Below are 12860 nucleotides of genomic sequence, written 5' to 3'. Positions count from 1 at the left end.
CCCGGCGTCTCCCGTTCGACGCAGGGGTGAGAGGCGGGGAAGGCCCCCGTCCTCCACCACCGAGGAGTCACCATGCCGCGCTTCCTTTCGATGATCCGCATCGACGAGCAGAACCTCACCCCCGACACCCCCTTCCCGGCCGACTTCAACGACCGTATGGGCGCGCTGATGGAGGAGATCACCAAGGCCGGGGTCATGCTCGACACCGCCGGCCTGCTCCCCACCTCCGAGGGCACCAGGGTCACCTGGTCCGGCGGGAAGCTCAGCTACACCGACGGGCCCTTCACCGAGACCAAGGAGGTCGTCGGCGGGTACGCGCTCATGCAGTGCAAGGACAGGGACGAAGCGCTGGAGTGGACCAAGCGCTTCCTGGAGATCCACCCCGAGAACTGGACGGTCGGCGCCGAGCTCCGTCAGCTCGACGGAAGCTGACGGCCGGCACCGCGCGCCGTTTGCCCTGCCTCGTCACGGCTGCTCTGATGGGTAGCCGTGACGGCAGTGAGTACGACCCGAGCGGTCGAAGCGGTGTTCAGGATCGAGTCCGCGCGGATCATCGCGGGCGTCGCCCGGATCGTGCGCGACGTCGGCATCGCCGAGGAGATCACCCAGGACGCGCTGGTCGCGGCGCTGGAACAGTGGCCCGCCTCCGGAGTGCCCGACAAGCCGGGGGCCTGGCTGATGGCCACCGCCAAGCACCGGGCCATCGACCTCGTCCGCCGCAAGGAGACCTACGCGCGCAAGCTCGCCGAGGTGGGCCGCACCCTGGAGGACGTCCCGCCGCCGGAGGAGGAGGGCGCCCTCGCGGACCCCGAGTCCATCGACGACGACCTGCTGCGGCTGATCTTCACCGCCTGCCACCCGGTCCTCGCCACCGATGCCCGCATCGCACTGACCCTGCGGCTGATGGGCGGCCTGACGACCCAGGAGATCGCCCGCGCCTTCCTCTGCCCCGAACCGACGGTCGCCCAGCGGATCGTCCGGGCGAAGCGGGCGCTCGCCAAGGCGGGGGTGCCCTTCGAGGTCCCGTACGGAGCCGACCGCGAAGAGCGCCTCGCCTCCGTCCTGGAGGTCATCTACCTCGTCTTCAACGAGGGCTACTCGGCCACGGCCGGCGACGACCTCGTCCGGCCCGCCCTGTGCGAGGACGCCCTGCGCCTGGCCCGGGTCCTGGCCGGCCTGATGCCCAAGGAGCCCGAGGTGCACGGCCTGGCGGCGCTGCTGGAGTTCCAGGCCTCGCGGATCGCCACCCGCACCGGACCGGACGGGGAGCCGGTGCTGCTCGCCGACCAGAACCGGTCCAAGTGGAACCGCCTGCTGATCCGTCGCGGCGTCGAAGCCCTGCACCGGGCGGGCAGCGGCCCCTACTCCCTCCAGGCCGCCATCGCCGGCTGTCACGCCGCCGCCGTCGGCTACGAGGACACCGACTGGCCCACGATCGCCGCCCTCTACGGACGGCTCGTCCTGCTGATCCCGTCACCGGTGATCGAGCTCAACCGGGCCGTCGCCGTCTCGATGGCCGAGGGCCCCGCGGCGGCGCTCCCCCTGGTCGACGCACTGGCGGCGGAACCGGCCCTGCGCTCCTACCATTTGCTGCCGAGCGTACGGGGTGACCTGCTGGAGCGGCTCGGCCGCCCGATGGAGGCCCGGGCGGAGTTCGAACGCGCCGCCTCGCTCACGCGCAACGCCCGGGAGCAGACCCTGCTGCGCGCCCGCGCGGCCCGCCTCTGAGCCCCGTAGCGGGAGGCGGGACCCGGATCAGCCGCGGCGGGCGAACGCCGCCACGTCGAGCGGGGTCCGCGCGGGCCGGCGCGGCGGGGTCAGTGCGATGGGGCGGCGCAGCGAGCCGTGGCGGGCGATCTCCCGGACGGTCGCGCGCAGGGCCTGAAGGAAACCGTCCATGGTGCGGCGGGCGGCGGGGGTGTCCGAGTAGATCGAGTTCATGTGCAGCCCGTCCGCGTCCCGCTGGAACCAGGAGCAGGCGCCGTTGGCCTGGGCCGACCACACGTGGGAGGTGGGCCGCCAGTCCTCGTGCCGCTCGGCGCCCGGGCACTTGCGCATGTCGATGTACGAGAAGAAGTTCACCGGATACGGCCAGGAGCGGGCGGCGAACTCGCGGGGAGCGAGCAGCTCCCAGGCCCGCACGAACGGTACGTCGATGTGGTCGATCATCTCGTTGAACCCGGCCCGTACCGAGGACATGACCTGCTCGAAGTCCCGGCCCGGCGAGGCGTCGAACTCGATGGGCATGGTGTTGACGAACCAGCCCACCGAGTTGCCCCACCCGGCCCGGCCGCGCTCGCTCACCGGCATGAACCCCCGGTAGACCCCCGGCCCGCCCGCCTCGCGCAGACAGACCGCGACGGCGGCGAGCACGCCCATGAACGGCTTGCCGTCCACCGCCAGGCACGCCTTCTCGAAGACCTCCGCCTCGGCGGCGTCCAGCAGCGGGGAGGCCTCGTTCACGATGGAGTACATCCGGCCGGGCTCCACACCCAGTTCGAGCGGGAAGCGCGGGAAGAACTCGCCGCCGCCACTCGCCATGAACTCCTTCCAGTAGCCGAGCCTTTCGTCGTCCGCGTCGATGGACAGATAGCGGGCGCGCTGCTCCTCGGCGAAGTCGAGATAGCTCGGCGCGGGCGCCTGGTCGGGCAACTCGCCGCGACGCAGGGCCTCGTAGCCGTTCTCGACCTCCTGGACCACGATCGGCATCGACATGCCGTCGCAGACGATGTGGTCGAAGGCCAGGTAGACGGTCGCCGAATCCCCGCGCAGTACGGCGCCCATGGTGAACAGCGGCCAGGACAGCGTGTCGATGCTCCGCTTGAACCGCTCCACCAGGAAGCCGGTCAGTTCCTCGGTGCGGTCGAAGTCGGCCACCTGGACGGTGTCCAGGGCCAGCTCGGCGGCGGGGATCGGAGCGCACGCCAACTCCCCTGCCAGGCGCCGGAATTCGGAGCGCAGTACTTCGTGGCGGCGTACGAACGCCAGCAGCGAGCCGGTCAGCGCGTCCTCGTCCAGCGGGCCCGCGACCTCGAAGGTGACGGCGATCCACGACGCGGTCGGGTCGTCGGCCGCGCGGCTCTCCTCGGCGACGGTGAAGTGCTTGTCCTGGTTGAAGGAGGCCCTCCTGTCCGCCACGCCGTCCGGGCCCGGGGACTGCACCCCGGCCGTGGACCGCAACCGCCACTCGACGACCCGGCCGGGTGCCATGTGGTGCATCTCCAGAGGAAACTGCCGCATTCCGTCATCCCTTCGACCCCCGAGTCAACCCCGAGCGCCTAACGACACCCGGGCCACGGAAGTGACGCGCGCCAGGGGTTTCGCCGGGGGGCGCACCGCGCGGACCGGTCGCACGAGCCCGGCGCCCGGCTCCGGCGGCCGGTCCCCGCCCGCTTCACCGCAGGCGGCGCAGGAGCGCGCGCAGCCCCCTCGGGCGCGGGGCTTCCTGCTCGTCGGGGAGGCCGGGCGGATACGGGAGAGCGGGCGCATCGGGGAGACCGGAGGCACCGGGGCGATCGGCTTCGTCCGGGCCGGTGCGCTCTTCGTTCTCGTCCACGGCATCTGCGAGGCGGGTCAGGAACGCGCGGAACTCGGCCTCGTCGTAATGGCGCCACCCCGGATACGGCTCGAACGTCGAGGCGAGCACCTCGTCGGAGGCGACCGCCGCACGCAGGCCCGCCGCCTGCCGGCGCAGCGGTTCGCTGCTGATGGGGCTCTCCCGCAGGGCGAAGGCGTAGCGCCGCACCAGATCGTCGTCGAGCGCCGAACCGTCGCTGTGGAACATCGCGTTGTACAGAATGCCGTTGACCAGACAGGTCACCCACGGCTCTACCGCCATCACAAAACCCTTCTCTCTCCCGGCCCGCACTCTGGCAGACTCGGGCTCATGACCACCGATTCCGTCGTCGTCTGCGAGGTCCCCGACGGCCTCGGTCTCATAGAAGTCACCGGGGTCGTCGACGCCAGCCTGCTCTTCCTCGGGGGCCGGCCCGTCGTGCTGGAGGGCAGCGACTTCTGCGGCAGCGTCGGCTGGCTGGCCTCGCGCGCCACCGGCCCGGGCGCTCCCACCACCGCGGAGACCAAGGCGCTCACCGCATGGCTGGCCGCCCCGGAGCTCGCCGTCGACCCGCTCACCGGGAGCTTCCTGCCACCGGACCCGGAGCGGCTGCGGCCCCTGCTCTCCCTCCTCGCCCCCGGCCGGTACACGATGACCGCCGCCACGGCCCCGCAGCCGCTGCGCGTGGTCCACCCGCGCGCCGAGCACGTCGAGCGCTGGTACGCCGACGAGGAGCTCGCCCTGCTCACCACCGACCACTGGCCGCCGCCCGACCGGGACGCCGTACGCACCTACGTGCAACGGATCAGGGCAGGAGAGCGGCCCGCGCTGGTGGCCCTGAGCCCCGCCGAGGACTCCATCGCCGCCTACCTCCTGGACGGTCACCACAAGCTGGAGGCCTACCACCAGGCTCGGATCCAGCCCCTGGTCATCAGGCTGACCCCGATCGATCCCGCGCCCTTCCGGCTCCAGGACTGCGAGCCCTTCCCGGAGGTTTTTCCCGGAGAGCCGTTGATCCGGATGTTCCGCTACATCCGCGAGGACGCGGACGAGGCGGCCCGGAAACGACGCACGGGCTGAAACCGGCTCCGGGGAGGCCGAACCGGGATCCTCGCGCGTCTCAATCCGAGGCCGACTCCTGCACGCCGCCGCTGCTGCTGCCGCCGCCGTCCGCCGTCGTGGCGGTCGCGTCGTCCGGGCGCAGTTCGATGTGGTCGGAGGCCAGGTCCACCGCCACCCGGTGTTCCATGCCCAGGGCCTCCAGGAACTTCTGCGGGAGCTGTACGCGCCCCGTGCGGTCGAGCATCACGTACTCGCGCTCGCTCACCGACTCGGCGCCGTGCTCGTCGGTGACCGTACGGCGCAGCACCTCGCTGCTGGTGCGGCCGTCGCGCATCGCCACCGTGCGCCGGACCTCGCCCGCGACGAGCGGGTCGTGGGTCACGATGACCACGGTCGCGCCCAGTTCGCGGTTGACGGTGCGGAAGGCCTCGAAGATCGCCCCGCCCGTCTCGGAGTCCAGCTCGCCCGTCGGCTCGTCCGCGAGCAGCACCGACGGATCGTTGGCCATCGCCACCGCGATGGCCACGCGCTGCTGCTGGCCGCCGGAGAGCTCGGCGGGACGGCGGTTCGCCAGATCGCCGATCTCCAGGGCTTCGAGCAGCTCGCCGGTCCGCACCGCGTGGCGCTTGGCGGCGGCGCGCCGGCTGCCCTTCAACTGCATCGGCAGGGCGATGTTCTGCGCCGCCGTCAGGAAGGGCAGCAGGTTGCGGGCCGTCTGCTGCCAGACGAAGCCGACCGCCTCGCGCCGGTAGCGCAGCCGGTCGCGCGCCGACATCTCCAGCAGGTCGTAGCCGCCGACGCTGGCGGTGCCGGCCGTGGGCACGTCCAGTCCCGCAAGGATGTTCAGCAGGGTGGACTTCCCGCTGCCGGACGCGCCGACCAGGGCCATCAGATCGCCCTGTGCCACGGTCAGTTCCAGTCCCTGCAGGGCCTGCACCTCGACCCCGTCCGTACTGAAGATCCGCACCAGGCGGTCGCAGGCGATGGCCGTGTCCGCGCCGTGCCGGCGGGGTTCGGCGGCGGCCAGGGCCTGCTGCCGCAGCTCCTCGTAGGTGGGCTGATCGCTGTTCACCGCTGGTCTCCCGCTCTCAACTCGGTCGTGATCTGTCGCCTGCCGGAGATCGCCGCCTCCGCGAGCACGGCCCCCGCGACGAGGACGGCCAGGCCCAGGGCCTGGGTCAGTACGGGCGTGACGAGGACCTGAAGGCCGGCCGGCACCCGGGTGCCGACCAGCGTGGACAGGTCCACGGCCGGGCCCAGCAGCGCGACGGCGCCCGCCGCGAGCATTGCGCCGCCGAGTGCGGCGGCCAGGGCCAGCGGCACCGACTCCACCAGGATCAGCAGGACCCCCTGCCGGGGCCGCAGCCCCATGGTGCGCAGGCGCGCGAGCAGCGCCGCGCGGTCGGGAGCGGCCCGGACCAGGGTCAGCAGCACCGCCAGGAGCGCGAAGCCCGCGGCTCCGGCCAGCGAGGCCCAGAACAGCCGCTCGGCGGAGCGCTGGAGCGGGTCGGAGCCCAGTTCGGCGGCCGCGGCGGAGCTGGTACGGATGCGGTAGCGCTCCGCGGCGGCCACCGGGTCCGCGGTGCGGACCACCTGCTCCAGCCGGCGCTGGTCGACCGTGCCGAGCGCGAGCCAGGTGTTGGGCAGCCCCATCTGCGGTATCGCGGCCAGCACTTGGGCGGCGGGCAGCACCACCGTGGTGGACTTCGCGCCGGGCCGGGCGGGGGTGCCATCGACCACTCCGACGGTCGTGAGCTTCAGCTCCCCGCCGTTTTCGAGCCGCAGCCGGAAGTCGGAGGTGTCGTCGTCGGCGAGGTCCCGGCTGATCAGCGCGGGCACCGTCGCGCCCGAGGTGCCCGCGGCGCCGGTCGCCAGGAGCGCGGGATCGAACCCGCCGCTGCCGACCGCCGCGGACAGCTTCGCGTACTCCACCGGGTCGGCGACGACCACGGAGATCTGCGTACTGCCCGTCTTGGTGCCGTAGAGGAACACGTTGTCGTCGCTCCACACCTTCACCGAGGACCGTACGCCGGGCAGCGCGGCGGCCGCCGTCGTCAGGGATTCCGGGAGCGTGCCGCCCAGTGCCGAGACCTGTGCGTCGCCGCCGACGGCCGTACGGGCGGCCTCGAAGCGGGCCTCGGCCATGGCGGTCAGCACCGTGGCACCGAAGCCCCCGGTGGTGACCGCCAGCAGCAGCGCGATCAGCGGCAGTACGGACGGACGCGTCCGGCCCCCGGTGCCCCGCGCGGCGCGCGCCAGCCCGAGGAAGCCGATCAGCCCCGGGCCCCGCCCGGCCGCCCGGGCCAGCGCCCCGACCAGGGCGGGCTGGACCCGGGCCAGCAGCAGACCGCCGCAGAGCGCGAGCAGCAGCGGGGCGGCGACCAGCAGCGGATCCACCCCGGCGCCGGCGGGCGCGACCCCGCGCGAGCGGACCTCGAACACGGCGGCCGCGGTGGCCGCCAGGGCGAGCAGCTCGGCGACCAGCCGCCGCCGGGGGCCCGGCCGGCGCTTCGGCGACAGCAGCACGAAGGCCCGTACGGGAACGGCCAGCAGCGCCAGGAGCGTTGCGGCCGAAGCGGCCAGCAGGGTGCCCGCCGAGCGCGGGGTCGGCAGCAGGGCCACGGCGAGCCCCGTCGCCAGCGCGGCGGCGGGCAGCACGGTGACGGCGTTCTCCGCGAGCAGCCGGCGCACGATGCCCGCGCGGGAACCGCCGCGGGCCAGCAGGAGCCGCAGTTCGGTCTCCCGCCGGTCACCGGTCAGTCCGGCCGCCAGGCAGAACACCACGAACGCCACTCCGGCCACCCCGGCCGGTCCCATCGCGGCGAGCGGCGCGGCGGCCTGGCGCCGGGCCTCGGCCTGGGTGAACAGCTCCGGGAGGCGGGAGGTGACGCGCAGATCGCTGCGGCCGGTCTCCCGGCTCAGGCGCGCCGCCGTCGGGCCGGTCACGTAGGAGGCGACGGCCTTCGCGGTGGCGGGGAGCTGGTCGGCCCGAAGGGCTCCGGTGTCCACCGGGATCCGCCAGAAGTCCTGGGTGTCTCCCTCGCCCCATGGGGGGAGCCGGTCGAGCACCTCCGGGCCGACGAGGGCCCCGGCGAGCCAGAACGCCTGCGGCGGACGGGTCGGGGTCTGGGTGAGGCAGGCACGGACGAGGCAGGCGAGATCGTCGATCCAGTAGTCCTCGGCTTCGTCGTTCGCGGCGTACAGGCCGACGACCTCCGCCTTCACCGTGGTCAGGGCCTGGCCGGTGGTGGTCTCCAGCACCATGCCGAGCCGGACGCCGAGCGTCTTCGCCGCGCTCTGCGAGAGCGCGACGGGCACGGGACTCCCGGGCCCGGTGGCCGCGGCGCCCGGCCAGCGTCCTTCCACCAGCCGGACGTGCCCGGCGGCCTCGCGCAGGTGGTACAGGGCCAGTTGGGGCGGGACCCCGTCGGGCGCGGCCAGGCGGGGGGTGGCCAGGGAACGGCCACCCGCGACGACCCCGTGGACGGGACCGGTGGGGGCGACCCCGAAGCCCGGGGCGGTACGGGAGACCAGGGTGGCCAGTACCTCGTCCAGGTCCTGCTGGCTCTGCTCCCCGTAGCGGGGGCGCGCGGTGACGTACAGGCTGGTCTGACTCGGCCCGCGCGACTCCAGGAAGGAGTGCAGCGCCTGGTCGGTGCCCCGGTCCATGGCGCGCGGCAGGGCCGCGGAGAGCAGGACGGCGACGAAGGCCAGGGCCGCGCCGAGCAGGGCGCTCAGCGGGGTGGCGCGCAGCCGCGTCCGCACCCAGGGCGCGGGCGGGGGCACGGCGCGCGGGGCGGATCCCTGCGGTGCCTGCGCGCCGGTCCCGTCCGGGGCGCGCCGGTCGGCGTCGGTCGCGGCCGGCCCGGTCATATGTCCTCCACGTGCCGCAGCCGGTCGGCCGGCTTCGAGCGGTTCTGGTTGCGCCGGCCGCCGAAGACCGCGGACAGCAGCGGTACGGCGGCGATGGCGGCGGCGAGCAGCAGGGTCCGTACCGCGGGCAGGTCCACCAGCACCTCGGGCACCGGGCGGCCGGCGGCCGGGGTGAGCACGGTCAGCGGTACGACGAGGTGGACGATGACCACGCCCAGCCCCACCCCGACCGCCGTGCCGAGACCCACCAGCAGGCAGCTCTCGGCGGTGGCCGAGCGGGCCAGGTCCCGGCGCCGGGCACCCAGCGCCATCAGCACCGAGAACTCGCGGGCCCGCTCCCGGGCGGCGGCCGCGGCGGAGGCGGCGAAGCCGATCGCCGCCAGCACCGCGCAGGCCACCGCGAGAGCGGCCAGCGCCCCCTGCGGGCCCGCGCTGAGCGGATCGTCCAGCAGGGTCCGCGCCACTTCCTCGCGCAGCCGCACCTGCTGGGAGCCGGCGCCGGAGCGCAGTTCCGCGGCGGCGCGGGCCGGTGCCGGGTCGTCGGCGGAGGCGGCCGGCAGCCACCATTCGCCCGGCGTCGGCAGCTCCCGGCCGCCCGCCGCGAGCAGCCCGCTCGCAGTGCCCAGGTCGACGGCGATCGCGGTGTCGCCGGCCACGGGCAGCGAGTCGATCGCGGCGGTGACCCGGACCGGGAGGGTGACGTCGTCCAGCTTGACCGGCACCAGATCGCCCACGACCGCGCCGATCGCGGACAGGTACGCCCGGGTGGCGATCCCGGGAATCTCGGCGGCCGGAGCGGGCCCCGTCGTCAGGCCGGCCTGGACGCCTCCGCGTTCACCGGAACCGTCCCGGTAGCGCAGCTTGACCAGGGTCGGGACGCCCGGCGCGGGCTCGGAGCCGGTGAGCAGCTCGGCGGCCGGGGAGCCGTCGGCGAGCTTCGGGACCGACAGCTTCCAGTCGGGCGCGGGCCCGGTGACCGGCGCCGCCGCGCCGTCCCGGGTCTGCGCGACCGCGAGGCCGCGTACGGTCAGTTCGTCGAAGATCTTGACCGCGGCACCGGCCTCGCCGGAACCGGGACCGGCGCCCGGATCGGCGTTCGGATCGACACCGGGGAGCGGTCCCTCACGGTCGTACGAGAACACGAGCCCGGCCAGGCTGAGCGGGGTGGCGGCCGACCCGATGGGGGCGCCGAGCATCGTGCCGACGTGCACGGACACGGTGGCGTCACCGCTCTCCGGGAGCTGCACCATCGCGGCCCGGTAGGTGATGCCGAACCGGTCGCGCAGCAGCAGCCCGAGCCCGGGGCGGCCGCCCGCGCTGGCGGAGCGCACGGAGACCGAGAGGTCGATGCGCTGCGGCCGGCCCGGGAGCGGGATGCCGGTGGCCACCGGGGAAGCGGAGGCATCGGGGGAGGCGGCGGGGACCAGCGGGGCGAACAGGTCCCGCATGCCGCGCCCGTCGCGCAGGTCGGCCCGCAGCGAGAGCCGGTCCGCGGCGGCCGCCGCGTCCAGAGCCATCAGCTGGCCGGTGCGCCCGCCCGGCAGGACCTGCCGGGCACGGAGCACCGGCAGGACGCGCTCCCCGCCGGGCAGCGCCGCGTACCGGCCGCCCCGGCCCAGCGAGGGCAGGTCGCTCTCGGATATCAGCAGGCCCCCGGCGGTGGTGAAATCGGCCTGGTCGCGCTGGGACGCGGACCACGCGGTGTGCTGGCCCAGCGCCAGGACCCCGCTGGAGACGGCCAGTACGAGCAGCAGCACCGGCCCCGTGGCCCGACCGGGCCGGCGGGCCAGCTGCCAGCCGACGAGCGCCGGACCCAGACCCCGGCCCCGGGCGGCGACCCGGGCGCCGAGCCGCGCCGCGAAGGGCAGCAGGCGCAGCACCAGCAGGGTGCCCGCGCACAGCGCCAGCGTCGGAGCGGCGACCAGGACCGGGTCCACGCCGAACAGCCCGTCGGAGCGCGTGGCCGGGCCGGAGCCGCCCGCGCCGTAGCGGGAGAGCTGCTCGTAGGCGAGTACGGCCAGGGCCACCAGCGCCAGGTCCGCGCCGTAGCGGGCGGCGCCGGCGACGAGCGCCTGGCGGCGGCCGGCCCGGTGCAGGGCGGCCGCCGCCGCGCCCCGCAGGACCACCGGGAGGGTGGTCAGCACGACGCACCCGAGGGCGCATCCCGCGGCGACGGGCCAGAGCAGCCAGCTCCGGTCGACCGTGAACGGGACGTGCGCCAGGGAGCCGTAGCCGCCGAGCAGGCGCAGCAGCGGCGGGGTCAGCAGGGGCGCGAGCAGGGCTGCGGGCAGTGCCAGCAGCAGCGACTGCGCCGCGGTGAGGACACCGAGCCGGCCGCGGGAGGCGCCGCGCGCGGCGAGCAGGGCGCGCTCGCCCTCCTGGCGCTCCGTCAGCAGATGCGAGACGAGCAGCAGCGCCGCCCCGGCGAGCACCGCCAGTTGCAGCGCGCCGACCAGCAAGGTGGAGCGGGCGACGGTCAGGCCCGACCGCAACTCCCCGAGCAGCGCGGGAAGCTCGGTCGACGGGGCGAGCCCGGAACCCCCCTGGAGGTCCTTCAGGGCCTTGCCGGCCCGACCCCGGACCGCCTCGGCCCCGGCCGCGTCCACGGTGGAGAAATCGGCGGTGAGGAGCACGGCGCGGCTGTCCTGGACCAGCCCGCCCGCGGTGAAGGCGGAATCGTCCACCAGCAGCGGCCCGTAGGTGGCGAACCCGGCGACCTGGAGACCGCGCGCACCGAGCGGATCGAGCCGCCAGTACGGGGAGTCCGGTTCGGCCGCCCGGTAGACGCCGGTCACCAGCACGGTCAGCGGGGAGCCGCCGTACCGGTCGTCGAGCCGCACCTGCGCGGGCAGCGCTCCCTCGGCCAGCCCGAGCCGGTCCAGGGCCGCCTTCGGCACGGCCACGGGAACCGGGCCGCCCCGGTCGGACACCGGGCCCGCGACGGGCTGCGGCCAGGTGCCCGCGAGGAGCCGTACGCGCTCCTTGGCGAAGGCGGCCAGCAGCGTCAGATCGGCGTCCTTGCCGGGCGTGTGCGGGCCGGGCAGCCCGTACGAACGGCTGCGCGCCACGTTCTCGGCACCGACCGGGAGGGGGCCGAACAGCCCGCGCGCGAAGCTCCGTACCGCCTCGTCGTCCTTGGGGCGGTCGGCCGCCTGGTGGGAACCGGTGACCAGCACGGTGCCGCGCGCGAGGCCGGGGCCCTGAAGGGTCTGGCGCAGTCCGGCGTCGCCCACTCCGCGGGTGAAGGCGAAGAGCGCGGTGAGCACGGTCGTGGTGATCAAAACGGTCAGCAGTACGGCGGCTGCGAGCGGCAATCGCCCGCGCAGCCGGCGCACGACGAAGCCGAGCATGTGCCTGTTCCTCCCCCGCACCGGACTGGTGGCCCCGGATACCGGACGATGCTGCCAGATTCGAACAGTGAGCGGAAGGGACTTGCGTGAGTAGTGCAACGGATGAACAAATCGTGGTGGCGGGACCGCAAGAACGCCGATTTCAGCTTGGAGGGGGAGCCGCAGCATGACGCAGGAGCAGGAACGGCGACAGGAACCAGGACCTGGACCGGGACCCGGGCCGGGGCAGGATGCCGGGGCGCCGCCGATGGTGGTCGTGGACGACGTGCGGCGGAGCTTCGGGACGGGCCGACAGGCCGTGCACGCCCTGCGCGGCGTGTCCTTCGAGGTCCGCCGCGGCGAACTCACCGCGCTCAAGGGGAGGTCCGGCTCCGGCAAGACCACCCTGCTGAACCTGGTCGGCGGCCTCGACACCCCGACCGGCGGCAGCGTCGCCCTCGACGGCACCGATCTGGCCGGTCTCGACGAGGACGGCCGCCTCGCACTGCGCCGCGACCGGATCGGCTTCGTGTTCCAGTCCTTCGGCCTGATCCCCGCCCTGACCGCCGCCGAGAACGTCGGGGTTCCGATGCGGCTGCGCAAAATACCGGCGAAGCAGCGCGAGGAACGGGCCCGCACCCTGCTCGCCCTCGTCGGCCTCTCCGAACACACCGAGCAGCGCCCCGGCGAACTCTCCGGCGGCCAGCAGCAGCGGGTCGCCGTCGCCCGGGCCCTCGCGAACGAGCCCGATCTGATCATCGCCGACGAGCCGACGGGCCAGCTCGACTCCGACACCGGCCGGCAGATCATGCGGCTGCTGCGCGCGGTGGTGCGCAGCGAGGGGGTCACGGCGCTGGTCGCCACGCACGACCCGGCGCTGATGGAGCTGGCGGACCGGGTGGTGGAGCTGCGGGACGGGCGCATCGTGGAGGCTTCGGCGCAGGAGGCCCCGGCTTCCGGGGAGCTGCCCGGGTCCCCGTAAGCCCCGCCGGGCCCGAGCCCTGCGGGGCGGACGGCGGGGCCTGAGGCCTGCGGGGCGG

Annotated in this window: 9 protein-coding genes; 4 read left to right on the top strand and 5 right to left on the bottom strand. The window is 74.7% G+C overall.

Features of this window, described 5'->3' with window-relative positions:
- Positions 1-72 precede the first annotated feature (72 nt).
- Together ACODT5_RS20100 and ACODT5_RS20095 are read left to right on the top strand one after the other, a co-directional pair.
- The gene (locus ACODT5_RS20100; protein WP_422520696.1) at positions 73-432 is read left to right on the top strand and encodes a YciI family protein; all 360 of its coding nucleotides are present in this window, start codon (positions 73-75) and stop codon (positions 430-432) included.
- Positions 433-498: 66 nt separating this feature from the next.
- Positions 499-1728, top strand: coding sequence for an RNA polymerase sigma factor (locus ACODT5_RS20095; protein ID WP_422520695.1), 1230 nt, complete (start codon positions 499-501; stop codon positions 1726-1728).
- Positions 1729-1755: 27 nt separating this feature from the next.
- On the opposite strand, the gene ACODT5_RS20090 is transcribed toward ACODT5_RS20095, so the two are convergent.
- Positions 1756-3240, bottom strand: a complete 1485-nt coding sequence (locus tag ACODT5_RS20090) for a condensation domain-containing protein (protein ID WP_422520694.1) — start codon at positions 3238-3240, stop codon at positions 1756-1758.
- Positions 3241-3394: 154 nt separating this feature from the next.
- On the bottom strand, positions 3395-3838 hold the full coding sequence (locus tag ACODT5_RS20085; RefSeq protein ID WP_422520693.1) for a hypothetical protein: 444 nt from the start codon (positions 3836-3838) through the stop codon (positions 3395-3397).
- Between the two features lie 48 nt (positions 3839-3886).
- Between ACODT5_RS20085 and ACODT5_RS20080 the strand changes: the two genes are divergently transcribed.
- Positions 3887-4636, top strand: coding sequence for a hypothetical protein (locus ACODT5_RS20080; protein ID WP_422520692.1), 750 nt, complete (start codon positions 3887-3889; stop codon positions 4634-4636).
- A 40-nt stretch (positions 4637-4676) separates the two neighbouring features.
- Here ACODT5_RS20080 and ACODT5_RS20075 read toward each other — a convergent pair whose 3' ends face one another.
- From ACODT5_RS20075 to ACODT5_RS20065, 3 genes are read right to left on the bottom strand one after another with little or no spacing between them, the layout of a single operon-like run.
- A complete protein-coding gene (locus ACODT5_RS20075) occupies positions 4677-5690 on the bottom strand; it encodes an ABC transporter ATP-binding protein (protein ID WP_422520691.1) in 1014 nt (337 codons plus the stop codon).
- Positions 5687-8491, bottom strand: coding sequence for a hypothetical protein (locus ACODT5_RS20070; RefSeq protein WP_422520690.1), 2805 nt, complete (start codon positions 8489-8491; stop codon positions 5687-5689). The genes ACODT5_RS20075 and ACODT5_RS20070 overlap by 4 nt, the downstream gene beginning before the upstream one ends.
- Entirely contained in the window at positions 8488-11841 is a 3354-nt protein-coding gene (locus tag ACODT5_RS20065) for an FtsX-like permease family protein (RefSeq protein ID WP_422520689.1), read from the bottom strand. Before ACODT5_RS20065 ends, ACODT5_RS20070 begins: the two co-directional genes overlap by 4 nt.
- Before the next feature lie 247 nt (positions 11842-12088).
- On the opposite strand from ACODT5_RS20065, the gene ACODT5_RS20060 reads away from it, so the two are divergent.
- Positions 12089-12802 carry an ABC transporter ATP-binding protein gene (locus ACODT5_RS20060; RefSeq protein ID WP_422524974.1) on the top strand — a complete coding sequence of 238 codons (714 nt, stop codon included), beginning with the start codon at positions 12089-12091 and terminating at the stop codon, positions 12800-12802.
- The last annotated feature ends 58 nt before the right edge of the window (positions 12803-12860 follow it).

The sequence above is a fragment of the Streptomyces tatrensis genome, assembly GCF_049310065.1.
Taxonomy (GTDB): Bacteria; Actinomycetota; Actinomycetes; order Streptomycetales; family Streptomycetaceae; genus Streptomyces.
Note: the sequence above shows the minus strand (reverse complement) of the source record. Positions and strands in the feature narration are given on the sequence as shown.

Coding starts and splice junctions, on each gene's coding strand:
- ACODT5_RS20080 (WP_422520692.1), top strand. CDS start 3,887: ATGACCACCGATTCCGTCGTCGTCTGCGAGGTCCCCGACGGCCTCGGT.
- ACODT5_RS20060 (WP_422524974.1), top strand. CDS start 12,089: ATGGTGGTCGTGGACGACGTGCGGCGGAGCTTCGGGACGGGCCGACAG.
- ACODT5_RS20090 (WP_422520694.1), bottom strand. CDS start 3,240: ATGCGGCAGTTTCCTCTGGAGATGCACCACATGGCACCCGGCCGGGTC.
- ACODT5_RS20085 (WP_422520693.1), bottom strand. CDS start 3,838: ATGGCGGTAGAGCCGTGGGTGACCTGTCTGGTCAACGGCATTCTGTAC.
- ACODT5_RS20070 (WP_422520690.1), bottom strand. CDS start 8,491: ATGACCGGGCCGGCCGCGACCGACGCCGACCGGCGCGCCCCGGACGGG.
- ACODT5_RS20065 (WP_422520689.1), bottom strand. CDS start 11,841: ATGCTCGGCTTCGTCGTGCGCCGGCTGCGCGGGCGATTGCCGCTCGCA.
- ACODT5_RS20100 (WP_422520696.1), top strand. CDS start 73: ATGCCGCGCTTCCTTTCGATGATCCGCATCGACGAGCAGAACCTCACC.